Source organism: Chryseobacterium arachidis, from assembly GCF_900129245.1.
In the GTDB taxonomy this organism is placed as follows: domain Bacteria; phylum Bacteroidota; class Bacteroidia; order Flavobacteriales; family Weeksellaceae; genus Chryseobacterium; species Chryseobacterium arachidis.
In genome coordinates this window covers 47780-70814 of sequence record NZ_FQUT01000016.1, presented here as the reverse complement: position 1 = coordinate 70814, position 23035 = coordinate 47780, and the positions used below count along the sequence as shown (strand labels likewise).

The following is a 23035-nucleotide window of genomic DNA, read 5'->3' as shown; positions in this document are numbered from 1 at the left end:
TTTTGAAAGTTGGCTAATATACATTATTTAATTTTACCGAAATAAAACGTGCGCAAAGATATTACAAAATGTTATTCAATACATTTTAAATCACTTTTTTAGTAAAATTTTATTAATGTTTTTTGTCAGGTCAGGCTGTGCGAGAAGTTATCAATCGATATAGTTTCTGTCCTTTTGCTCCGTAAAATAGATATATTGAGAGTCTTTCCCTTTTATAAGTTTGATTCCTTTTTTATCCTGAATAAATTTATCAAAGACCACCTCCGTTAAAGGTTCGTTCTTATGATTGGTAAGTCCTATTTTGTTGTCTTTTTTCACAATAAATTCATTTACGCCGAGAAAAGTGGTAATATCGTCGTAGACAAAAGGCACGACTTCATCTCCTTCTTCGTCCAGAATTCCGTAGAAATTATCTATATTTTTCCCTACCAGCATCGGATACATTTCAAGGGGTTTCATTTCTTTGAAGCCTTTCAGCTCCTTATATTTCTTATCCTTTGGAGAGAATCTGTAGAAAGTATCGTTTTTATTTAAGATCAGAGTATTCGGGAATATTTTTTCGATCTCGTAATCGTCATTTAAGATATTTTTTAAATTTTTATCTACAATTTTTTCATCATCCTCTTTCCTCAGATACAGATATTTATCCCCGGCAATACTCAGACCTTCTACCCTGTCGTATTCTTTCGGAAAAACAATTTCTCCGTTCAGGCGAACCACTGCGGTCTTCGGATTTTTCTGATCCTGAGAAGTTTTAAACAAACCATTAAAAAGAGGATTTACATAATGATAATCAAGATCATACATTTTCCCTTCTTTTTTTGAAAAAATGCTTACTTTATCTTCTTTAGTAAGGTAAATATATTCTCTTCCCACAAAAGCCTGCTCGTAAATTTCATCAGCAATTACATGTTCTTTTTCATCTACGATTCCATATTTGTTTTTTGCAGGATCGAGTGTAATTAAATAAGGAAAAGCATTGATATTGTCGATATTATGCTCCGAAATTATGCTTAAAGTTTTGCCGTTATTATCAATAACTTCACCGGACTTTTCACCTTTTATAATATACGTTCTGCCTTTATAAAAACGTAAATCTTCTGTAAATTCCCGGTCTGAAACCGGTTTTCCATTAAAATCATAAATCAGCCAGATACCATTATTCCTAACAAAAAACCTGTCTTCGCTACCGAATTCTATTTTATCTGAAAAAGGAATAATCTGCTTACCGTTAAAATCGTACACACAGTCTTTTCCCTGTTTAGAATAGATCATGCGGTCTTTATTCTCCCAGGTTCTGAATTTGAAAGTGTCGAAAGGAATTAATTCTTTTCCTTTTTCATCAATTAAAGCTGTTTTTCCGTTAGAATTTCCTGCTTTTACCCTTACAATGAAACGGTCTTTCCATAAATGAGAGATTTCACTTTTAAAGGGATAATCAAAAACAATATTACCTAAAGAATCTACAATCCCGGATCTTCCGGTTTTTGCATCGGTGATCATTCCGTAGCCTTTCGAATAGGAACGCACTTCTCTGCCCAGTTTTTTAGTTAAAAGTATCTGTTTGTACTGATCCGTCTGGCCAAGGCAAACCGACGAAATCAATACGAAAATTAATTTTTTCAATTAAATGGAATTATTTACGATGAGCACAATCTCACCTTTTAAAGTTTTGCTTTTAGAAAATTCAATAAGTTCAATAATTGTTCCGCGTCTGGTTTCTTCGAATTTTTTGGAAATTTCCCTACTCAGACTCACTTTGGTATGTTCACCAAAGAATTCTTTGATCTGCTCTAATGTTGTGTTGATTTTATGCGGGCTTTCATATAAAACAATGGTCTTTTTTTCTTCTGCAAGCTGTTTCAGCTTCGTCTGCCTTCCTTTTTTCTGAGGTAAAAATCCTGCAAATAAAAATTCGTTATTCGGCAGTCCGGAGACCACTAAAGCAGGAACAAAAGCTGTTGCTCCTGGAAGGCAGATCATTTCAATATTGTTATCCGATCCGGCTTTGCTCAGCAGATAGCCGGGATCCGAAATTCCGGGAGTTCCCGCATCCGTAATGATAGCGATATTCTGTCCGCTTTTAAGGTCTGTGATCACCTTTTCCGTCGCCTGATGCTCGTTATGCAGATGATAAGATCTTAAAGGCTTAGAAATTTCGAAATGCTTTAAAAGGATTCCCGAAGTTCTTGTGTCTTCACATAAAATATAATCAACCTCTTTCAAAACATTTACCGCTCTGAAAGTCATATCTTCCAAGTTCCCGACCGGTGTAGGAACAAAATAAAGGATTCCGCTCAAAATTTAGTTTATAAAAATTTATTTTCTACCAATATCCAAAGTCGCTGCGCATATTCATCTACTTTATTCCATTTTTTAGAATAATAAAGATCGCTTAAATATTCTTTAGCATCTTCCAACGATCTGAAACTGTTCAGATTAGCAACAACTTCATTCAGTTCAGACTGACTTCCACCAAACAACATCTTTGAAAAAGCAATTCTGTCATTCAAATCAAGCTTAAATTCAGGCTTTTTCTTTTCCGCTTCCATAAAATCAGTCGGAATATTGGTTTTTAAAATGCTCCCCGTGTCTTCTTTTTTCCCCACGGGAGCTGGTTTTTCTTGTGGCAGCTCTCTTTCAAGATGATCGTCGTCAAAAAGTGACTGTACGGCTTTCATCCCTTTGATATTCGCCAGTTTTATCTTTTTCTCGTGCTGATACTGATCCAAATTTTCAAAGCTTTCATCCGACGGATGGATTTCTTTTTCAATTTGAGGTCTGTTGATATCAACAATTTTTCTTCTGTCGTTTATTTCTGCTAAAATCGACTGCTCCTGTTTTTCTTCCACAAAAGCTTCGTTTTTGATTTCGCTGATGATATTCTCAACATTTGAAGTATCCGTAAGCATTTCCCCTTGTCCGATAGATACATTGGAAGCTACAAATTGTTCTTCCATTTCTTCCACTAAAATTTCTTCATTTTCATCAAAAATTTCAGTATCAAAAATACTCGGAATGGTTTCTTTTATTTCAGGATTTTCTTCGTTCTTTACATTTGACTCAAAATTATCCTGAATTTTTTCCTCTTCATCAAAATTATTTATGCTTCCCTGGTCATCGGTAATTTCATTTTCAAACTCATCAATTTCATTCAGCTGATTATTAAAAATGACCTCTTCCTGTGTCATCTGCTCATGAAACATATCTTCCTTGAGATCATCGTTATTTTCAGGCTCTGAAGCTGCTAAAATCCTTTCTTCATCCACAAAATTCAATGCATTTCCGCTGTAGTCGGAAGGTTCATTTTCATCAATTTCATTCAGCTGATTATTGAAAATAGCTTCTTCTTCTGTTACATCATTATGAATTTTAACCTCTGAAATCTTATCTGCTTCCTCGTCAGAATTTTCTTCCGCAAAATTAACTAAAGTTTCGTGAAGTTCACCTTCTACAATTTCATTTAATTGATTATTGAAAATTGCCTCTTCTTCAGTGACTTCGTTCGAAAAAGAATCTGCACTGTTTTCACCGATTTCGTTGAGCTGATTATTAAAAATAGCTTCCTCTTCTGTTACTTCTGCGTTCAGAATATGAGTTTCCGAAACAGCCGCTACAGGATTTTTTTCGGAAAATTGAGAAGTTTCGTTCCCGAAATACTCAATATTCTTCTCCAGCAATTTTAAAAAAGAAATTCTGTTGGCAAGCTCATCCACAAGATTTTGCTTGGACGATAATTCGTCTACATTACTTATTTTATCCAAAATACTGATGATATTCTTGGATTCAAAAAAAATCTTTTCCTTTAAATCTTGGATGTTCTGCATAATAAGAATCTTGTTAAAATTGCTTACTTTTGATCTTAAAAATATACGGCTAATTTAACAAATGTTTTTAGAAAATACAATTAATCATTCCAAACAAAGTGGTTGGATGGAAGTTATTTGTGGCTCAATGTTTTCCGGAAAAACCGAAGAGTTGATCCGAAGGCTGAGAAGAGCAGAAATGGCGGGGCAAAACGTGGAAATTTTTAAACCAAAACTGGATACAAGATATTCGGATGAAGATGTGGTATCTCATAATCAAAACAAGATTAGAAGTACCGCCGTAGAAAATCCGAGTGAAATTCTTTTACTGGCCTCCAACTGTGATGTGGTGGGAATTGATGAAGCGCAGTTTTTTGACGAAAGCATTGTAGATATAACCAACCAAATCGCAAACAGCGGAATCAGAGTTGTGATTGCAGGTCTTGATATGGACTTTTTAGGAAGACCTTTTGGCCCGATGCCCAATCTCATGGCTACTGCAGAATATGTTACGAAAGTCCATGCCATCTGTAAAAGAACCGGAAATCTAGCGAATTATTCCATGAGAATTTCTCAGGGAGACAATCTGGTAGAATTGGGTGAAACGGAAAGCTACGAAGCAGTAAGCCGTCGTGTTTTTATCGATGAAGTACTTTTGAAGAAGAAAAAATAATTAAATTAGGCTAGAATTAAATTTTTAAGTTACATTTAATTCAAATATATTTTGGTTACACGCAAAGACACAATTTTTCACAAAACCATTAAGATGCAGGAATTAAATATTTATTGATTTTTTTCTTACACCTTAAAAAAATAGTCTATAAAAGTTTTGTGCCTTTGCTATAATCTAAAAATTAAAATAAGAATAGCAAGCAGAAAGGGCACCAATGAATTATACAGCACAACAAATCGCAGAGATCACCAATGCAAAAATCATTGGAGAGAAAGAATTATTGATTAAAAATATAGCTTTCGACAGCAGGATTATTTATTCTACCAAAAATACAGCTTTTATTGCCATCAATACCCATAAAAATTCTGGTGAAAAATTCATTGAAGCTGCGATTGACAGAGGGATAAATATCATTATTTCCGAACATCATTATCCGCAGTTTGAAAATATAACGTGGATTATTGTTGAGAATTCTGTAGACTTTCTTCAAAAATTAGCCAAACATCATTTCGAAAATTCTCATTTAAAATCGATAGGAATTACAGGAAGTAACGGAAAAACGATTTTAAAAGAATGGTTGTATCAATGTCTTTGGAACGAGTTACCGACCGTAAAAAGCCCGAAAAGCTTCAATTCACAGATTGGACTTCCGCTTTCTTTGCTTCAAATAAATAATTCTCACGAACTTGGAATTTTTGAAGTCGGAATTTCCAAACCGGACGAAATGGATAAACTATCAGCTATTTTCCATCCTCAAATTGGTTTATTGACTCACATGGGAACCGCGCACCTTGCTAATTTCAAATCGGAAGAAGAATTGATTGACGAAAAAATCAAATTGTTCAAAGATTCGGAAGTTGTGATTTATAATGGTGACAATTCTGTGGTTGATGAAAAAATTAAAAATTTATATTCCGATAAAAAATTAATCTCTTACGGATTTAAAAATAACAATAAAGTTTTCTTTAAAAATAACATTTCTAAAAACGAAGACGTTGTTGTACAATATTTCGACGAAAATATCTCTTTTCCTGTTCATCAGAGAGACGAAGCGACGTTAACCAATGCTTTGGCGCTTATAACAGTCTTAAAGGAGTTAGGAGTCGAAAATAAAAAGATCGTCGAAAAAATCAACGCTCTGAAGGCCGTTGAAATGAGGCTAGAAGCGATCGAAGGAATTAAGAGCAATATTGTGATTAACGATTCTTTCAATCTCGACCTCGATTCTTTGAAAACTGCCCTTCAATTTTTGAACGAATATAACAAACCAAAGAAATCTTTGGTTTTAACAGATATTGTCGGTGTCAATTCAAATTCAAAAGAATTGTATGAAGAAGTTTCGGATTTAGTGAACGAACAAAAATTTGATTCTGTTTTCTTAATTGGTAATGAAATATCAAAGTTTAGTGAATTATTTAAAGCTAAAACTTTTACTTTTATTAATACTCAGGAATTAATTGAAAGTAAACATCTTACTGAACTCGAAAATCAGATTATATTATTAAAAGGTGCAAGAAAATTCGAGATTGAAAAATTGAAAGATTTACTTGAACTGAGAAAGCATGATACAGTTTTAGAAATCAATCTCAACGCAATCCTTCATAACATCAATTATCATAAATCTTTGCTGAAACCTAGTACAAAAATGATGGCGATGGTAAAAGCAAATTCTTATGGTTTAGGCAGTTATGAGATTTCAGAATTTCTGCAACATCATCATATTGATTATTTGGGCGTTGCTTTTGTGGATGAAGGGGTTGAGCTTAGAAAAAAAGGAATCACTGTTCCTATTGTTGTGATGAATCCTGAACAACACAGCTATGAAACCGTAATTGAATATAATTTGGAACCGGAAATTTACAGTTTCAGAGTCTTAGAATTATTTTATGAAGCTGTTCAGAAATCTGGCTATGACAAAAAATATCCTATCCATATCAAATTGGAGACAGGAATGCATCGTCTTGGTTTCAAAGGTTTTGAATTAGATCAATTGAGCGAAACTTTAAACACGATTAATGTAAAAGTTCAAAGTATTTTCAGCCATCTTTCGTCTTCAGATATACCGGAAGAAAAAGAATTTACTTTAAACCAGCTGGAAACATTTGAAAAAAACTCAAATTATTTGATTGAAAAATTAGGTTACACTCCTATCCGCCATATTTTAAATTCCTCGGGAATTACAAGCTATACCGATCATCAGTATGATATGGTGAGAATCGGCATCGGAATGCTGGGAGAATCACCAAATAGTGAAATACAAAAACAGTTACGTTCTGTGGTAAGCTTTAAAACTGTAATCTCACAGATATCTTTGGTAGAAAACGGAGAATCTGTCGGTTACAGCCGAAGATTTAAAGCAGATCATAATACAAAAATAGCTACCATTCCCGTTGGATATGCAGACGGAATTCCAAGACTGATCGGAAATCAGGTTGGCAATGTTGGTGTTAATAAAACCCTCGCCCCAATTGTCGGAAGCATTTGCATGGATATGATGATGATTAATATAGATCACATTCCCAATGTAAAAGAAGGCGATACAGTAACTGTTTTTAATGCTTACCCAAGCCTGAAAGAATTCGCAGCTTACTGCAAAACGATAACCTATGAAGTTCTAACCTCTATTTCGCCACGAGTGAAACGGATTTATGTAAAAGATTAAGCCTATGAGAAAGCTCCTGCTGATTTTGTTTGTATTTCAATTATTACTGATCCATTCTCAGGTGAAAAAAGATCTGGTGATTCCTAAAAATCCAAGAATCGGACTTTCGCTTGCAGGTGGCGGAGCTAAAGGATTTTCTCATGTCGGAGTCCTTAAAGTATTAGATTCTTTAGGAGTAAAAGTAGATTATATAGCAGGAACCAGCATGGGGGCCATTGTCGGCGGTTTGTATGCGTCTGGATATTCCGGAAAGGAAATTGAAAAGATTGTAATGGATACAGATTTCTATTCATTAATTATGGATCCGAAGGCAAAACGTCAGGAAACATCTTTTTACAATAAATCAGTCGATAAATATCTTTTTTCTATTCCTTTAAAAAACGGTAAAATTACCCTGCCCTCTTCCATCAGTTCCGGACAGAAAAATGTTTATTTATTAAAAGAACTTTTCAAGAACGTTTCGAATATTGATGATTTTTCAAAGCTACCGATTCCTTTCATGTGCGTAGCGACCAATCTTGAAAGTGGCAATATGGAGATCTTTGAGAAAGGAGATTTGGTACAATCCATTATGGCAAGTTCTGCCTTTCCTTCGCTCATCGATCCTGTGAAAATTGGCGACAGCATTTACATAGACGGCGCCATGTCTGTAAATTATCCTTCAAAACCATTAAAAGATAAAGGAATAGATATTGTGATCGGTGTGGATCTTAATCAGGATCTTTCTAAAAGAGAAGACTTAAATAATATCATCAGCATTTTAAACCAGGTTATTGATTTCGGAATTAAAAAAGATACCCGAAGACAATATAGATATACAGATATTAATATCAAGCCTAATCTGAAAGGAATGACGGCTACAAGCTATGACGATAAGAAAAAAATCCTCGACAGCGGCTACGTAGAAGGTCTGAAATATGCAGATATTCTCAACGAACTTCCAAAGCGTCCTTTTGACCGTCTCAGACAGCAAATTAATCCGATTTATTCGAACGTATATAAGATTGACAGTATTTCTATAGAAGGAAGCAGAATTTACGGGAAAAACTACGTTCTCGGGAAAATGGCACTGCGCCTTCCCTCTCTTCAAACCTATGGAAGCATCAATAAAAAAATTGACAAACTTGTTGCTACGAACAATTATAAATTCATCAACTACGATATAATTTCAGAAAACGAATCCAATTATCTAAAGTTATACGTAACGGAAGATGATACCCGGCATTTCCTAAAATTTGGATTGCATTATGACGAGATCTTTAAGACAGGATTATTGATCAATTATTCTGCAAAAAGATTGCTTTTCAAAAATTCAAATCTTTCTTTAGATGTTATTGTTGGAGACAAGCCAAGATACTATTTAAACTATTTTATTGATAACGGATATATTCCTGGATTCGGAATTTATTCATCCGGAATGAGCTTTAATTTAAAAGACATCAACAACAATGAAACTGCAAAATGGGAATGGTTGCGTAATGAAGCTTATATTCAATCTGTATGGAGGGATAAATTTGCCATAGGAGGCGGAATTAGCCACGATTATTTCCAAGCCGAGATCAACGGTATTAACAAGCAGTCTAATCGATTTCTGAATCCGTATGCATTTTTAAAGAGTGATACCCAAAACGATAAAGACTTCCCTACCCGCGGGATTTATATTAACGCAGAAGGTAAAGTTATAGATCTTCTGAAATCTGAAGTTGATAAAAGATTAGTTCAGATAAAAGCAGATATTAGAATCAATATCCCACTTACCAAACAATTTGCCTATCGCTTGAATTTGTATGGGGGGATTACACTGGGAGAAAATCTTCATAAATTTTATCAGTATAGATTAGGAGGAATTTTCGAACAGAATATTGTTAACTTCAGAAGTTTCTCCGGATTTTATTTTGGGCAGCTTAATACCAATAATGTAATTTTGGTTTCCAACGATGTGCAGTTTAAATTCAATAAAAATTATTTCTTAAGCGGAAATTTTTCTTTCGCAAATCTATCGGATGATATAACTTTCGAAGATGCAGCTAAGTTAAATTATAGCTCCGTTGGAGTAACGGCTGGTTACAAATCTCCTTTCGGGCAGATAAAAATAAACTTCAGCCATTCACTTAAAAATGATCAAAAAGGTATATTCAGTGTAATTTTAGGACACTGGTTTTAATAAAAATATGATACAGTTCTTTTACGAAAACTTACCTGAAACGGTAAATACAGAGTACAAAAAATGGCTGGAAGACATTATTCTTTCAGAAGAAAAAAAGTTAGGCGAAATCAATTATATTTTCTGCGACGACGAATATTTACTGAAGGTAAATCAGGATTATTTACAGCATGATTACTATACAGATATCATCACTTTCGACTATGTAAAAGGAAAGACTATAAGCGGAGAGATTTTCGTATCTTTGCAGCGGATTTCCGATAACGCTTCTACTCTATCCCGAGAATATGAAGAAGAACTAAGGCGGGTTTTAGCCCACGGCATTCTTCACCTCTCAGGTTACAAAGATAAAACCGAGGAAGAAGAAAAGTTGATGCGAAGTAAAGAAGATCATTATTTAGCAAAATACAGATAAAGAAATTGGAGATTCAGAGACAGAGAAATTATTACATTTCAAAACCTCTAAATCTCTATTTTTTTTTAGAGCTATTTCCCGCTCTCCGCACTCGCTGTTTTCTTTTTAAAAAAGAAAACGAGCTCAAACAAATGCTGCGATCGGGGCTAAGTAAAGCACAATAAAAGAGATTTTAGACTATAAAATTTACAAATGTTTCACGTGAAACATTTGTAAATTAAATTAAAAATTAAGGCTTAAAACAAGCAATAAAAGATGATTTCAGAAATATATGATGTAATCGTAGTAGGCGCTGGCCATGCAGGTTGTGAGGCAGCCGCAGCAGCCGCAAATTTAGGTTCAAAAACGCTGCTCGTTACTATGAATATGCAAACCATCGGACAGATGAGCTGCAACCCCGCGATGGGCGGAATCGCAAAAGGACAGATTGTAAGAGAGATCGATGCGATGGGAGGATATTCAGGAATTGTAGCAGACAAATCTGCAATACAATTCAAGATGCTTAACCTTTCAAAAGGTCCTGCAATGTGGTCTCCAAGAACACAAAATGACAGAATGCTGTTCGCAGAAGAATGGCGTTTAGCATTAGAAAATACACCCAACCTGGATTTCTTTCAGGACATGGTAAAGCAGCTTATTATCGAAAATGGTAAGGTGGCAGGAGTGGTGACTTCATTAGGAATAGAGATAAGATCCAAGTCTGTAGTTCTTACAAACGGAACTTTCCTTAACGGTTTGATCCATGTTGGAGACAAACAATTAGGAGGTGGAAGAATGGGCGAACCGAGAGCTTTTGGGATTACGGAACAATTGGTTTCTTTAGGATTTGAAGCAGGAAGAATGAAGACTGGTACTCCACCGAGAGTAGATGGAAGAAGCCTTGATTATTCTAAAATGGAAGAACAAAAAGGAGATGAAAACCCTCAAAAATTCAGCTATTTAGATACACCTAAATTAACCAAACAATTAAGCTGCCACATCGTTTACACCAACGAAACAGTACATGATATTCTACGTGAAGGCTTCGACAGAAGTCCGATGTTCAATGGTACAATTCAAAGTTTAGGACCTAGATATTGTCCAAGTATCGAGGATAAAATTAACCGTTTTGCAGAGAGAAACAGACATCAATTATTCGTAGAACCTGAAGGTTGGAAAACCGTAGAAATCTATGTAAACGGATTCAGTTCTTCTCTTCCGGAAGATGTTCAGATCAAAGCAATGAAGCATATTCCGGGATTTGAAAACGTAAAAGTATTCCGTCCAGGCTATGCTATTGAATATGACTACTTCCCTCCTACTCAATTAAAGCATACTTTAGAAACAAAATTGATCGATAATTTATACTTCGCAGGGCAAATAAACGGTACAACCGGTTATGAAGAAGCAGCCGGACAAGGATTAATTGCAGGGATCAATGCACATAATAAAGTATTCGAAAAAGACGAATTTATCTTGAATAGAGACGAAGCGTATATCGGTGTTTTAGTAGACGATTTGATTACAAAAGGTACAGAAGAACCTTACAGAATGTTTACTTCACGAGCTGAATACAGACTTCTTTTAAGACAGGATAATGCAGATATCAGATTGACGAAGAGAGCTTTTGATTTAGGTTTAGCAAAAGAAGACAGATTAAAGAGAGTTGAAGAGAAAGTAACTAAAAGTCAAGAACTTGAAACCTTTTTACGGGAAACTTCTTTAAAACCGGGAGTTATAAATCCTATTTTAGAAACAATCGAAAGCAGTCCCGTTGATCAGGCTTTCAGAGCAGCACAAATTCTTACAAGACCTAATATGACGTTGGAAAAACTGGATGAAATTGATTTTATTAAAGAAGTTTCTTCTACTTATGACGATGAAATTAGAGAACAGGCTGAAGTGAACATCAAATATAAAGGTTATATTGAAAAGGAAAAAGAAAACGTTGCCAAGCTAAATCGTTTGGAAAATATTAAAATTCCTGAGGATTTCGATTATACAAAAATTTCCAGCTTGTCTGCGGAAGCGAAACAAAAAATGTCTAATGTAAAACCAAAAACGATTGCCCAAGCTGGAAGAATCAGTGGAGTTTCTCCCGCAGATATTAACGTTTTATTAGTCTATTTAGGACGTTAAAATTGAAAATGTTTCACGTGAAACATTGATAAAATAAAAGCAAAAATTAAGGTATTTACAAGCTCCTATAAAGCTGTAAATATCTTAATTTTTAATTTAAAAGAAACAAATCAAATGAAAATAAAAGATCATTTTCTTTCTCAGGAAATATTTGAAATTAAAGAAACAGAAACAAAAGGAGTTTTCAAGACCTCCCCTATTCCATCGAATATTTCTAAATATTATGAAAGTGAAGATTATATTTCCCATCATCAGGATTCTGGAAGTTTAAAAGAAAAGCTTTACAAATTTTTACAATCATTCAACTTACAGTATAAAAAAACAATTCTTTTGGACAGAATAAAAAAAGGTTCAAAAGTTTTGGATTATGGGTGTGGAGCCGGCGAATTTGTAAAATATATAGAAAATGATTTTGAAACTTTCGGTTTTGAGCCTGATGCAGACGCAAGAAAATCTGCACAAAGTAAAATTTCAAAAGCAATAATTTTAGATAATATCAATTCTATTGAAGATAAAAGTCTTGACGCCATTACACTATGGCATGTTTTCGAGCATGTGGAAAACCAAGATGAAATGCTTGATATTTTTAATCGTAAATTAAAAGAAAAAGGATTATTAATTATCGCTGTTCCCAACCCTACTTCTTACGATGCAAAACATTATAAAGAATATTGGGCAGCTTATGATGTACCAAGGCACATTTATCATTTTTCGAAAAGCGGTATGGAAAATCTCATCGCCAAAAAACCAAATTGGAAAATGAGAAAAATCAAACCATTGGTCTTGGATTCGTACTACATCTCCATGTTGAGCGAAAAATACAAGAAATCTCCTCTTTTTTGGCTAAAAGCCACGATCTACGGAACGATTTCTAACGTAAAAGCCCTTTTTTCTAACGAATTTTCAAGTTTGATATACATTATCGAAAAAAAGTAGAAAATAGAATTTTGACCTATTTCTGAAGGTCAATTTTTAGTATTTTTAGATTAAAAAGCAAAAACTCGGGAAAATTTTCCGGGTTTTATTTTTTTCAGCTCTCCTCTACTTAATAACTTTCTTCAGAAATATTTTATCAAAACGGAAATTTTATTACGACAAGTTCTGACGTACTCAATAATTATTTTTGCTTAAGATAAAAATCAAAAGATATTTCTTCATGGAAACAATTTACACAACAACATCTGCAACACCAAAAGTTTTAGTAACACACAACCCTAAATCAAGAGAAATCTTAAATTATGAACAGGTAACAACAGATCATAATGGAACTCTTATTGATGATTCATTTTTTAATACAGAAAAATATGGAATCTATATCAAGGATGAGTATTTAGATGAAACATATTACAAAGCCGTATTTCATGATAATGTAATTAATTTAAATCATTTTATCAATCGGAATGATATTAATGGAACACCTAATATTACAGCATTAGTACGTTATGCTATTGAAATAGCATACCAACTTTCAGAAAATCATATTGGATTCAGAGAACCATTAAAAATAAAAATACCTAGTGGGAGATTTATAGTAGATAACACATTAATAGATAGCAGTTTGGGTGTTAATGGCGGGAGATTTACAATTGAAGGCGAAGCTTATCAAAACACAATAATTTTTTTTGAGCCTGACTCAGACTTAGTAATGTTCGATAATTACGATATATTTGGATTTTCAACGTTCAGTAATATCACATTTATTTCAGAAAAAGAAGGTAAAACATTTATGAGTACAAATGTGACTGATCGAGGTAATGCTCAATCGCTTATCTTTAACTCTTGTTATTTCAAAAATTTTAAAACAATTCTTGATGTGTCAGGAAACACAATGATGTCAGAGATTACATTTAGAGATTGCAAAATAAAAAATTCTCGAGAAAATTCTCTTCTATTTAAACTTAATAATCCACAAGCAGTAAATTGGAGATTCTATGGAACTGATATTGAAGCCATATCTGGAACAATATTTGACTTCTATGCAGGTCTTACTATATCATATTTCCAAGGTTCAATTATCAGTAATGACATCACAGAAAATGTTATAATCAACGTAAATAGCCTTGCAAATCCGGATCTCTTTGGACAAGGTAATAAACCCAATCTACAAATGTATGGTGTTAGATTCGAATTGAGAAACAATACACAACTTATTAAGATTAATCATAATGATGTTGAATTCTCAGCAAAATTCGATAATTGTGGAATGGGAGGATACAATCTTAATCCTTCAACTTTCGCAATGGATTTAAAAGGAAAAGGTCAATTTATTTTTGATAATTGCTCAAATTTTGAAAACTTTAGATTTAGACACGAGATAACAAATTCAAGTTCATATTTATCTCCAGCAAAGATTAAATTCATTAATACTTGTCCTGATCTTGACTTAATTAATAATGGAGTATGTAATGAAGTAACTAATACCGGAGGTTATCCAATTTACACTTTTGAAAATTGTGGATTGAACTCATATTACAGGCCATTTGGTAGAGATACATTTTTCTTAAATAATGATTATTATAAAATAAGTAAAAAAATTATCTCAAAAGGGCATCGCAATAATCGTACAGAAACAACTGGAATTGTGCAAGATAGAGTTTATGTAGATTTAGGTCCAAATACTACGGGTTATAAAGAGCTTGTATCTTTTGATATTCCAGATGTACCTATTCATTCAATTAAAATTATTTTCGACAAGGCTTGGCCAGGAGGTTATGGAGGTTTAATTTATAATGTAAAAGTTTATAATACCGACAAATCAATTGAATTGGCTTCAGGAATTTTAAACATTGAAAATAAATTGGAATTATTGGATAAGCGAGGTTATTTCTTAGCAAATAATGATCAAATTCATATTGAAGTAGAAAGTATAGGGTCTTGGAGCCAAACTTTTGGTGTAAAAGTATTCTTAGTAGTAGAATATTAAATAAAAAGGGACTCGATTTGGGTCCCTTTATTTATATAAAACTTCAGATTTAATTATTGATCGCAGCAACTCCCGGAAGTTCCAAACCTTCCAAACTTTCAAGCATTGCTCCACCACCGGTAGAAACATAACTTACTTTTTCACCATAACCAAATTGCTTAACAAAAGCAACACTATCACCTCCTCCAACTAAAGAGAAAGCTCCCAATTTTGTAGCTTCAGCAATGCTTTCGCCAAGAGCAATCGTTCCGGCAGCAAAGTTCGACATTTCGAAAACTCCGATCGGTCCGTTCCAAAGAATTGTTCTTGAATCCAGCAGCACATCATTAAACTGATCTCTTGATTTTGGACCAGCATCCAATCCCATCCATCCTTCGGGAATTTCATAGATATTTGCTTCTTTTCTCTCTGCATCGTTACTGAAACTTTCAGCAATGATTGTATCAGATGGAAGATAAACTTTTACATTATGTTCTTTTGCTTTTCCTAAAATTTCAAGAGCTAAAGGTAATTTATCTTCTTCAACCAAAGAAGTTCCAATCTTTCCACCAAGGGCTTTAATAAAAGTAAATGCCATCCCACCACCGATAATCAAATTATCTACCGCTGGAAGAATATTTTCTATAATGGTAATTTTAGTTGAAACTTTCGATCCACCAAGTATCGCTGTAACAGGACGTTCGCCGGATTTTAAAACTTTATCAATTGCCTGAAGTTCTTTAGCCATCAATAAACCGAAAAATTTAGTCGAAGGAAAAAACTTAGCAATTACAGCCGTTGAAGCATGTGCTCTGTGAGCCGTACCGAAAGCATCATTCACATAAGCATCGGCTAATTTAGAAAGTTGCTCAGCAAAACCCTCATCTCCTTTCTCCTCTTCGTTATGAAAACGTAGATTTTCCAACAAAAGAATTTCACCCGGCTTAAGGTCAGAAGCAGCTTTTTCAGCCTTTTCTCCAATACATTCGTCAACAAACTTTACTTCTTGTCCTAAAACATCAGAAACTTCATCTATGATATGCTTAAGTGAAAATTCATCTTTCACCTCACCTTTAGGTCTTCCCAGGTGAGCCATTAAGATTACGGAACCACCGTCTTTAAGGATTTTATCCACTGTCGGTTTTACAGCCACTATTCTCGTGTTATCTGTAACTTTCAGCTGGTCGTCCTGAGGAACATTGAAATCCACTCTTACAAGAGCCTTCTTTTCATTAAAATTGAAATCATTGATTGTTTTCATATGTACATTTATTTTTCTCGGTCACATGGAATCGACTTTTCATTGAAGATGCGCAAAAAAATTCGGGCAGGTCGATTTCATATATTTCTTTCGATTTTCGTTTCACAAATGTAAGATTTTAAAATTTTCAGACCGAAGCAAGCTTTGAAAAGTTTTCAAAAAGTTTCCCGCACTCTCCCATTCATCAATCAACATATTTTCTTCTCTTTAAAAAAAGAAAAATGATAATGTTGTTAAGTGTTTGTTATTTCGGGGATAAATTTAATCGAAATACTTTTTTACATTTAATTTTTATGTAATTCACAATTTATATACATTATAATCTGTTGTAAATATGAAATTTATTATGGTTATCAACAATTATGGATAACTTTTCCCCAGGTTTGTTTCTTAATAACCTATTTATGGAAAAAGTATAGAATTATCCCCGAAAACTTTGTGAAAAAAAATCTTGGATTTTTTGGAGCAGATTTTCATTACAAAATTTTCTAATGTTACGAAACTTTATTTTTAGGAGTTTTTTCAACAGTTACTCACAAGCGTTTTCACAATTAATTCGCAAAAATTTAAGACTTATCCACATTATACTTAAATTTGTGTGGAAATAAATCTAATAAAGGCTAAAAGAAGTATTATGAAAAGAAAAATCGCTATCGCTGCAGACCACGCTGGATACGAGTACAAAGAAATTGTTAAGAACTATCTTTCAGAAAGATTTGAGATTCAGGACTTTGGTACGTTTTCCACAGACAGTGTGGATTATCCGGACTTTGTTCACCCTGCCGCAACATCTGTTGAGAATGGTGAAAATGAGTTGGGAATTTTGATCTGCGGAAGCGGAAACGGTGTTCAGATCACGGCTAACAAACATCAGAAGATTCGTTGTGCTCTTTGCTGGATGCCGGAGATTGCTTCATTGGCAAGACAGCACAATGATGCGAATATGATTTCGATTCCTGCGAGATTCATTTCAAAGGAAATGGCGATTGAAATTGCAGACAAATTTTTGTTAACCGATTTTGAAGGTGGAAGACACCAAAACAGAGTTGATAAAATTGCATTTTGCTAAAAATATAAAGGCTTGTGAATCAATTTGCAAGCCTTATTTATTTTTTATTTTGTATCTTTGCACTGTCCAATAGAATTTACCATTCTGTTATTTCCATTTAACCTGAAGAAATATTAAAAGGTATTTAATACAAGGTTTTTCTCCTCACTTCTCCATATTTGTATTAAATTTATACAAAACTAAAACTTCCGTTGTAGAATAATTGGAAGAAAATTGTTGGGTTTTATTAAATATTTGAATTAAAAATTTGATGAAAATAAAATTAATCGGAGTATTTCTTTTTATAATAAGTTGTTTCCAAGCTCAGGAAATAATAGATAAAAGTATTTTCAAAAAATGCAGAAAAGAATTTAATAAAAAGATTTGCCTTTCGGATGAAGATAAAGATGGAGTTTTATTTTATCTTGATAAATGTCCGAAAGAATCAGGAGTTCTTGAAAATAAAGGCTGTCCGTGGAGTGATAAAGATGAAGATGGGGTTTTTGATAAAGATGATGAATGTCCGGAAATTAAAGGTTTGGCAGAATATAAAGGCTGCCCTATTCCCGATGCAGATGGAGACGGAGTTTTGGATTATGATGATGCTTGTCCTACGACTTTTGGGTATAAATCAAAAGATCCATATAAGAATGGTTGCATGAAGGATGATTGTGATAAGAAATTTATTGAATGGGAGAATCGGCTACAACGTTTCATAGATGAATCTAAAAACGTAAATTATGACAAACTGAAGGATAAAATTATAAAAGAATTGAATGAGAAATTGTTGCCCAATAATGATGTTGTAGTTTTCAACGACTTACAGTATTATCTTTGCGGAACTACCGGTACTGATTATTATTGTAAGCCGCATTATAATTTTTTGACTCCTGTCTTTACAACAGAGAATTTCTGGGACGAAGAGACAGTTTTAAAAATTTATGACCGATTGAAGAAAAATATAATTTTAGCAAAAAAAACCTTAGGTGAAGGATCATCTGTAGAATTTGAGAAAAAACCCGTTATTAACAGAGAATATAAATATTCTAAACTTACGGATCTATATAAAAAAGAAAATGATGTGATTGTGTATACAAAATTACATCATAAAGAGAAACATATTTTAAAGTACAGTACATTATCAATTGAGATTTCAAAAAATGACTTAGATAATAAAATAGAAGTCAAAACTTTGTATACAGAGAATAATAGTTGGTACGGAAGGTCTTTTATTACGATCTATCAGTATATTGATAATGATTGGATAATTATTGAAAACAAAGAACAGAAAAAAAATTAAAAATGGCAAAAAAGAAAAAATATATAAGTCAAAAAAATGATCATAAACTAAGAGAGATTGGAAAACTGATCCTTAGATTTATGAGTGGAAATTCTACAAAAGTTTATAATTATAAACAGATTGCAGAAGGAATTGATTATAAAAATCCAAGACAGAGAGAGCTTGTTATTCAAGCTTTACATAAGCTGCAGGGAGATGGAAGGATTAAAGAAAGCGAAAAAGGAAAATATATTATCAATCTTAATATCAAAGGGACTTTAACGGGGATTATCGATTTCAACCAATCCGGTAACGCCTACGTAAATGTAGAAGGTATGGAAGATGATATTTTCATTCATTCCAAGAACGTAAAAGATGCTTTGCAAGGCGATAAAGTTCTGATCGTAACTTATACTTACAAAGGAAAAAAAATGGAAGGTTCTGTTTTGGAAGTTTTGGAAAGAACAAGAACGGAATTTGTAGGAACTTTACAAGTTGTTCCGCACAAAGATTTCGGATTTGTTGTTTGTGATAAAAAGACGATCAATACTGATATTTTTATTCCAAAAGGAAAATTCGGAGGTGCTGAAGACGGTGATAAAGTCATCGTTAAAATGACAGAATGGAGACCGGGAGATAAAAATCCTGAAGGCGAAATTATCCAGGTTTTAGGTGCTCCCGGAGAGCATGAAACGGAAATTCACTCTATTTTGGCAGAATATGGTTTGCCTTATCAATTTCCTGAAGAAGTGGAAAGAGATGCCGATAAAATTGACACAAGTATCAGTGACGAAGAAGTGGCAAAACGTTGGGATATGCGTGGAATTACAACGTTCACGATCGACCCGAAAGATGCAAAAGATTTCGATGATGCCTTGTCCATCAGGAAATTAGAAAACGGAAACTGGGAAATTGGTGTTCACATTGCGGACGTTTCTCATTATGTAGTTCCGGGAACTATTTTGGATGATGAAGCCTATCAGAGAGCGACTTCGGTGTATTTGGTAGACCGCGTTGTACCGATGCTTCCGGAAGTTTTGAGTAATGATGTTTGCTCGCTTCGTCCGCATGAAGATAAGTTCACTTTCTCTGCTGTTTTTGAATTGAATGATAATGCCGAAATCAAGAAACAGTGGTTTGGAAGAACGGTTATTCACTCCGACAGAAGATTTACTTACGAGGAAGCTCAGGAAAGAATTGAAGGAAAGGACGGAGATTTCAAGGAAGAAATCCTTATATTAGACAGATTAGCCAAAATCATGCGTCAGAAAAGAATTAAAAACGGAGCGATCACTTTCGACAGAAGTGAAGTTCGTTTTAATTTGGATGAAAACAACGAACCAATCGGAGTTTATTTCAAGATCAGTAAAGATTCCAACCATTTAATCGAAGAATTCATGTTGTTGGCGAATAAAAAAGTGTCTGAATTTGTTTCATTAAATAAAAAAGGAGATATTACTCAGAATACCTTTATTTACAGGGTTCACGACGATCCGGATCCAGCAAAATTGGAATCTTTGAGAGATTTTGTTTCCACTTTCGGATACAAAATGGATCTTGCCAATACCAAAAAAGTAGCAGAATCTTTAAACAAATTATTGCATGATGTGAAAGGTAAAGGCGAGGAAAATATGATCGAAACTCTGGCAATGCGAAGCATGAGTAAGGCGGTTTATTCTACAGAACCGATCGGTCACTACGGTCTTGGATTTGACTATTACAGCCACTTCACCTCTCCTATCCGTCGTTATCCGGACTTGATCGCGCACCGATTGTTGCAGCATTACCTGGATGGTGGAAAATCTCCCAACAAACCGGAGCTTGAAGATAAAGCAAAACACTGCAGTTCTATGGAAAGATTGGCAGCTGATGCGGAAAGAGATTCCATCAAATACATGCAGGTGAAATTTATGGAAAAGCATTTGGGTGAAACTTTCAATGGAGTAATTTCCGGTGTTGCAGAATTTGGTTTCTGGGTAGAAATTCCTGAAAACGGCGCAGAAGGTTTAATTAAACTCAGAGATTTGGTTGATGATTCTTACATGTATGACGCAAAAACTCACGCTGTGTACGGAATGAGACATGGTAAAAAGTATCAGTTGGGAGATCAGGTTCAAATCAAAGTGGTGAAAGCGAATTTGATTCAGAAGCAATTGGATTTCAAAATTGTTGATTAATGACTAAAATTGATAAGTGTATTGTTTTTAGTATGCTGAATGTTGTCTTGGTTTTCTTTATAATATTCAAGACGGTAATTAATTTTTACTTGTTTGTTGCGGTGATCATTGTTCTTTGTATTATAAGTAATAATTTAATTAACAAGAATATCCTTAAAATAGGAAGTTTAGGCAAAAATTATTTTTTTGGAATTACCTTTCCAATGATAATTAATGCCTTTTTCTTGATTAATTATATAACGAGCATGAATCCTATTAAAGAAACTTATTGCTTTACAAATATGATCGCAGAAGTTGGAGGAAGAAATAGCCATCAAAAAGGGAAAACAACTTATATATATTTAAGTGGAAATGCCTATGAATATTCCTATATGACAAGAAGTTTTTTTATTGATTATAAAAGAATGTGGGGTAACAATCAAATTATTTATACTTTTGAAAGAGGTGTATTTGGTTTAAAAGTCAGAAAAGACTTTAAATTTATTTATAACAAAAATTGTGAGGAAAATTAATAATGACTAGATTTCAAAATTGTTAGATAAAGTTCAAAATATACTTAATAATAACCGCTTAAATGGCGGTTTTTTTTATCTCTAATAATGATTTTTACATGGAAACAATAAATTACAATCTGCTGTACAACATCAATTTTCTTTTTGATTTTTTAAAACATAAAAGCTAACTTTGTATTCAATGAAGTGAAATTTTTTTCATTTTTAACACCATGTAAATGTTTGAACTTGTATTATCGGCCATTGGTCTGGGCTTTATGCTGAGCCTGGTTTTTATTGGCCCTATTTTTTTTCTGTTAATCGAAACTAGTTTTACAAGAGGTCCTAAACACGCCCTATCGCTGGATTTTGGTGTTATTACGGCAGATTTATTATGCATTATTGCAGCCTACTATGCAAGTGCAGATATTGTTGAATTAATCGACAAACATCCCGGTTTTTATAGAATTACTTCCATACTTATTCTCGTTTACGGAATTATTATGATGGTTACAAAGACCAAAATGCATTTGCCGGGAGAAGAAAAAATTATCAGTCAGAATTATTTTAAAACATTTCTTAATGGTTTTCTTTTAAATATTCTGAACGTGGGTGTTATCCTTTTTTGGCTGGTTACAGTAATTGGAGTACGAAACCAATACCCTAATACAGATACCCTGATCCTGTATCTGGCAATCGTTATTGCAACCTATCTCTTGATCGATTTGGCTAAAATTTTTCTGGCAAAACAATTTCATTATAAACTTACCCAAAAACTGGCAAACAATATCAGAAAAGGTGTAGGAGTAGTTCTTATCATATTCAGTTTCTTTATCTTTTTACAAAGTTTTAAAATGTTTAATCAATTTGATAAACGCCTGGAAGAAGCAGAGAAAAAAGAAGTAAAATACAAAAAGACCGAATGACAAAAATTATCTTTCCGAAATCCCTGAAAACAGGGGATAAAATAGCTGTAATTTCCCCTGCCGGAGCTGTAGAAACTTCCCAACTGGCGAAAGGAATTGAAATGATTAAAAGTAAAGGATACGAACCCGTCTTGGGCGAGCATCTTTACACCAAATTTTCAAACGGCTACAATTATGCCGGAACAGAACAGGAAAGAATAAAAGACATCAACTGGGCTTTAAATGACAACGAAATTTCTGCAGTTTGGGCGTCCAGAGGTGGCTACGGCTGCCAGCATTTGATTCAGGATCTCAATCTTAAAAATTTCACTAAAAATCCAAAATGGTATATTGGTTATTCTGATAACACGGTTATTCAGAGTTTTTTATTGAAAAAAGGATTTGCTTCGATTCATGGGCAAACGATTAAAACTTCAAGTTTTGGAGTCACCGAAGAAAGTTATGATTTGATTTTTGATGTTTTAAAAGGCAAAGCTCTCAAATACAGCCTTAAATCGCATCAGTTTAATAAACAGGGAAATACTGAGGGAGAATTGATTGGAGGAAATTTAGCCCTTGTTTATGCACTTCTGGGAACGAAATATTCCTTTGATTTCAAGGATAAAATTCTATTTATTGAAGATATTGGTGAAAATTTTTATGCACTTGACCGAATGATCATGAGTCTGGAACTGGCCGGAGTTTTCAATAAAATTTCTGGATTAATTATTGGAGGAATGACGAATATGGGTGATGAAAAAGAGAATAAGCAGTATGAAGAAAGCTTCGACGAATTCGCTTATAAATTAATTTCGGAACGAATTGCAAAATATAATTTTCCAGTAGTTTTTGGTTTCCCCAATGGCCACATCAAAGACAACCGACCTTTGATTATTGGTGGAAATTTGAAATTAGAGATTAAGGATAAGGTTAAGATTGAATTTTAAAAGTGAAAAATTTACTCGTTGAATATAATTTCTCACCAGGATTGTATGATGAAATTCGAAGAATGCAATTAGAGATTTATGATGATTTCAGTTATCAGTTAATTTTAAATTGGTATCAAAAATATCAAGAAGGAGATATTTTTGATATTGAAGATCCTAAACTTTACTTTCTTTTCCTAATTTTGAG

The 23035-nt window shown here is 33.6% G+C and carries 17 protein-coding genes; 13 read left to right on the top strand and 4 right to left on the bottom strand.

Going from position 1 to position 23035, the window contains the following annotated elements; translation table 11 throughout:
• Positions 1-150: 150 nt before the first annotated feature.
• Genes BUA89_RS20045 through BUA89_RS20035 form a run of 3 tightly spaced genes read right to left on the bottom strand, consistent with a single transcriptional unit; the run spans position 151 to position 3827 of the window.
• Complete coding sequence (locus tag BUA89_RS20045) at positions 151-1626, bottom strand: WG repeat-containing protein (RefSeq protein WP_072962979.1); 1476 nt, start codon at positions 1624-1626, stop codon at positions 151-153.
• Positions 1627-2301, bottom strand: coding sequence for a 16S rRNA (cytidine(1402)-2'-O)-methyltransferase (gene rsmI / locus BUA89_RS20040; protein ID WP_072962976.1), 675 nt, complete (start codon positions 2299-2301; stop codon positions 1627-1629).
• An 8-nt stretch (positions 2302-2309) separates the two neighbouring features.
• Positions 2310-3827, bottom strand: a complete 1518-nt coding sequence (locus BUA89_RS20035) for a hypothetical protein (RefSeq protein WP_072962973.1) — start codon at positions 3825-3827, stop codon at positions 2310-2312.
• A 61-nt stretch (positions 3828-3888) separates the two neighbouring features.
• Here BUA89_RS20035 and BUA89_RS20030 point away from each other — a divergent pair, with 61 nt between their 5' ends.
• The 7 genes from BUA89_RS20030 (at position 3889) to BUA89_RS20000 (ending at position 14761) form a co-directional block, all read left to right on the top strand.
• Complete coding sequence (locus BUA89_RS20030) at positions 3889-4479, top strand: thymidine kinase (RefSeq protein ID WP_072962970.1); 591 nt, start codon at positions 3889-3891, stop codon at positions 4477-4479.
• Positions 4480-4693: 214 nt separating this feature from the next.
• Positions 4694-7141, top strand: coding sequence for a bifunctional UDP-N-acetylmuramoyl-tripeptide:D-alanyl-D-alanine ligase/alanine racemase (locus BUA89_RS20025; RefSeq protein WP_072962967.1), 2448 nt, complete (start codon positions 4694-4696; stop codon positions 7139-7141).
• Positions 7142-7145: 4 nt separating this feature from the next.
• Positions 7146-9305, top strand: a complete 2160-nt coding sequence (locus BUA89_RS20020) for a patatin-like phospholipase family protein (RefSeq protein WP_072962963.1) — start codon at positions 7146-7148, stop codon at positions 9303-9305.
• 7 nt (positions 9306-9312) lie between these two features.
• On the top strand, positions 9313-9720 hold the full coding sequence (ybeY, locus tag BUA89_RS20015) for an rRNA maturation RNase YbeY (protein ID WP_072962960.1): 408 nt from the start codon (positions 9313-9315) through the stop codon (positions 9718-9720).
• A 255-nt stretch (positions 9721-9975) separates the two neighbouring features.
• Entirely contained in the window at positions 9976-11838 is a 1863-nt protein-coding gene (mnmG, locus tag BUA89_RS20010) for a tRNA uridine-5-carboxymethylaminomethyl(34) synthesis enzyme MnmG (RefSeq protein WP_072962957.1), read from the top strand.
• A 114-nt stretch (positions 11839-11952) separates the two neighbouring features.
• Positions 11953-12774, top strand: a complete 822-nt coding sequence (locus tag BUA89_RS20005; protein ID WP_072962953.1) for a class I SAM-dependent methyltransferase — start codon at positions 11953-11955, stop codon at positions 12772-12774.
• Positions 12775-12994: 220 nt separating this feature from the next.
• Positions 12995-14761: a hypothetical protein gene (locus BUA89_RS20000; RefSeq protein WP_072962950.1), complete on the top strand. Its 1767-nt coding sequence runs from the start codon at positions 12995-12997 to the stop codon at positions 14759-14761.
• A gap of 49 nt (positions 14762-14810) precedes the next feature.
• On the opposite strand, the gene BUA89_RS19995 is transcribed toward BUA89_RS20000, so the two are convergent.
• Positions 14811-16001: a phosphoglycerate kinase gene (locus BUA89_RS19995; protein WP_072962947.1), complete on the bottom strand. Its 1191-nt coding sequence runs from the start codon at positions 15999-16001 to the stop codon at positions 14811-14813.
• A 634-nt stretch (positions 16002-16635) separates the two neighbouring features.
• On the opposite strand from BUA89_RS19995, the gene rpiB reads away from it, so the two are divergent.
• From rpiB to BUA89_RS19965, 6 genes are all read left to right on the top strand, one after another.
• The gene (gene rpiB / locus BUA89_RS19990; RefSeq protein ID WP_072962944.1) at positions 16636-17070 is read left to right on the top strand and encodes a ribose 5-phosphate isomerase B; all 435 of its coding nucleotides are present in this window, start codon (positions 16636-16638) and stop codon (positions 17068-17070) included.
• 250 nt (positions 17071-17320) lie between these two features.
• Entirely contained in the window at positions 17321-18349 is a 1029-nt protein-coding gene (locus BUA89_RS23470) for a thrombospondin type 3 repeat-containing protein (RefSeq protein WP_072962942.1), read from the top strand.
• A gap of 2 nt (positions 18350-18351) precedes the next feature.
• Entirely contained in the window at positions 18352-20505 is a 2154-nt protein-coding gene (gene rnr, locus BUA89_RS19980; RefSeq protein ID WP_072962937.1) for a ribonuclease R, read from the top strand.
• The gene (locus BUA89_RS19975) at positions 20505-21017 is read left to right on the top strand and encodes a hypothetical protein (RefSeq protein ID WP_072962935.1); all 513 of its coding nucleotides are present in this window, start codon (positions 20505-20507) and stop codon (positions 21015-21017) included. Before rnr ends, BUA89_RS19975 begins: the two co-directional genes overlap by 1 nt.
• Positions 21018-21235: 218 nt before the next feature.
• Entirely contained in the window at positions 21236-21922 is a 687-nt protein-coding gene (locus BUA89_RS19970; RefSeq protein ID WP_072962932.1) for a LysE family translocator, read from the top strand.
• Entirely contained in the window at positions 21919-22848 is a 930-nt protein-coding gene (locus BUA89_RS19965; protein ID WP_072962928.1) for a S66 peptidase family protein, read from the top strand. The genes BUA89_RS19970 and BUA89_RS19965 overlap by 4 nt, the downstream gene beginning before the upstream one ends.
• Positions 22849-23035: the final 187 nt, after the last annotated feature.

What these genes read in the sequence shown, in the direction of transcription:
- BUA89_RS20020 (WP_072962963.1), top strand. Translation starts at nt 7,146, where the DNA reads ATGAGAAAGCTCCTGCTGATTTTGTTTGTATTTCAATTATTACTGATC.
- BUA89_RS19970 (WP_072962932.1), top strand. Translation starts at nt 21,236, where the DNA reads ATGTTTGAACTTGTATTATCGGCCATTGGTCTGGGCTTTATGCTGAGC.
- BUA89_RS20035 (WP_072962973.1), bottom strand. Translation starts at nt 3,827, where the DNA reads ATGCAGAACATCCAAGATTTAAAGGAAAAGATTTTTTTTGAATCCAAG.
- BUA89_RS19975 (WP_072962935.1), top strand. Translation starts at nt 20,505, where the DNA reads ATGACTAAAATTGATAAGTGTATTGTTTTTAGTATGCTGAATGTTGTC.
- rnr (WP_072962937.1), top strand. Translation starts at nt 18,352, where the DNA reads ATGGCAAAAAAGAAAAAATATATAAGTCAAAAAAATGATCATAAACTA.
- BUA89_RS23470 (WP_072962942.1), top strand. Translation starts at nt 17,321, where the DNA reads ATGAAAATAAAATTAATCGGAGTATTTCTTTTTATAATAAGTTGTTTC.
- mnmG (WP_072962957.1), top strand. Translation starts at nt 9,976, where the DNA reads ATGATTTCAGAAATATATGATGTAATCGTAGTAGGCGCTGGCCATGCA.
- rpiB (WP_072962944.1), top strand. Translation starts at nt 16,636, where the DNA reads ATGAAAAGAAAAATCGCTATCGCTGCAGACCACGCTGGATACGAGTAC.
- BUA89_RS20025 (WP_072962967.1), top strand. Translation starts at nt 4,694, where the DNA reads ATGAATTATACAGCACAACAAATCGCAGAGATCACCAATGCAAAAATC.
- BUA89_RS19995 (WP_072962947.1), bottom strand. Translation starts at nt 16,001, where the DNA reads ATGAAAACAATCAATGATTTCAATTTTAATGAAAAGAAGGCTCTTGTA.
- BUA89_RS20005 (WP_072962953.1), top strand. Translation starts at nt 11,953, where the DNA reads ATGAAAATAAAAGATCATTTTCTTTCTCAGGAAATATTTGAAATTAAA.
- BUA89_RS20030 (WP_072962970.1), top strand. Translation starts at nt 3,889, where the DNA reads ATGTTTTTAGAAAATACAATTAATCATTCCAAACAAAGTGGTTGGATG.
- ybeY (WP_072962960.1), top strand. Translation starts at nt 9,313, where the DNA reads ATGATACAGTTCTTTTACGAAAACTTACCTGAAACGGTAAATACAGAG.
- BUA89_RS19965 (WP_072962928.1), top strand. Translation starts at nt 21,919, where the DNA reads ATGACAAAAATTATCTTTCCGAAATCCCTGAAAACAGGGGATAAAATA.
- BUA89_RS20000 (WP_072962950.1), top strand. Translation starts at nt 12,995, where the DNA reads ATGGAAACAATTTACACAACAACATCTGCAACACCAAAAGTTTTAGTA.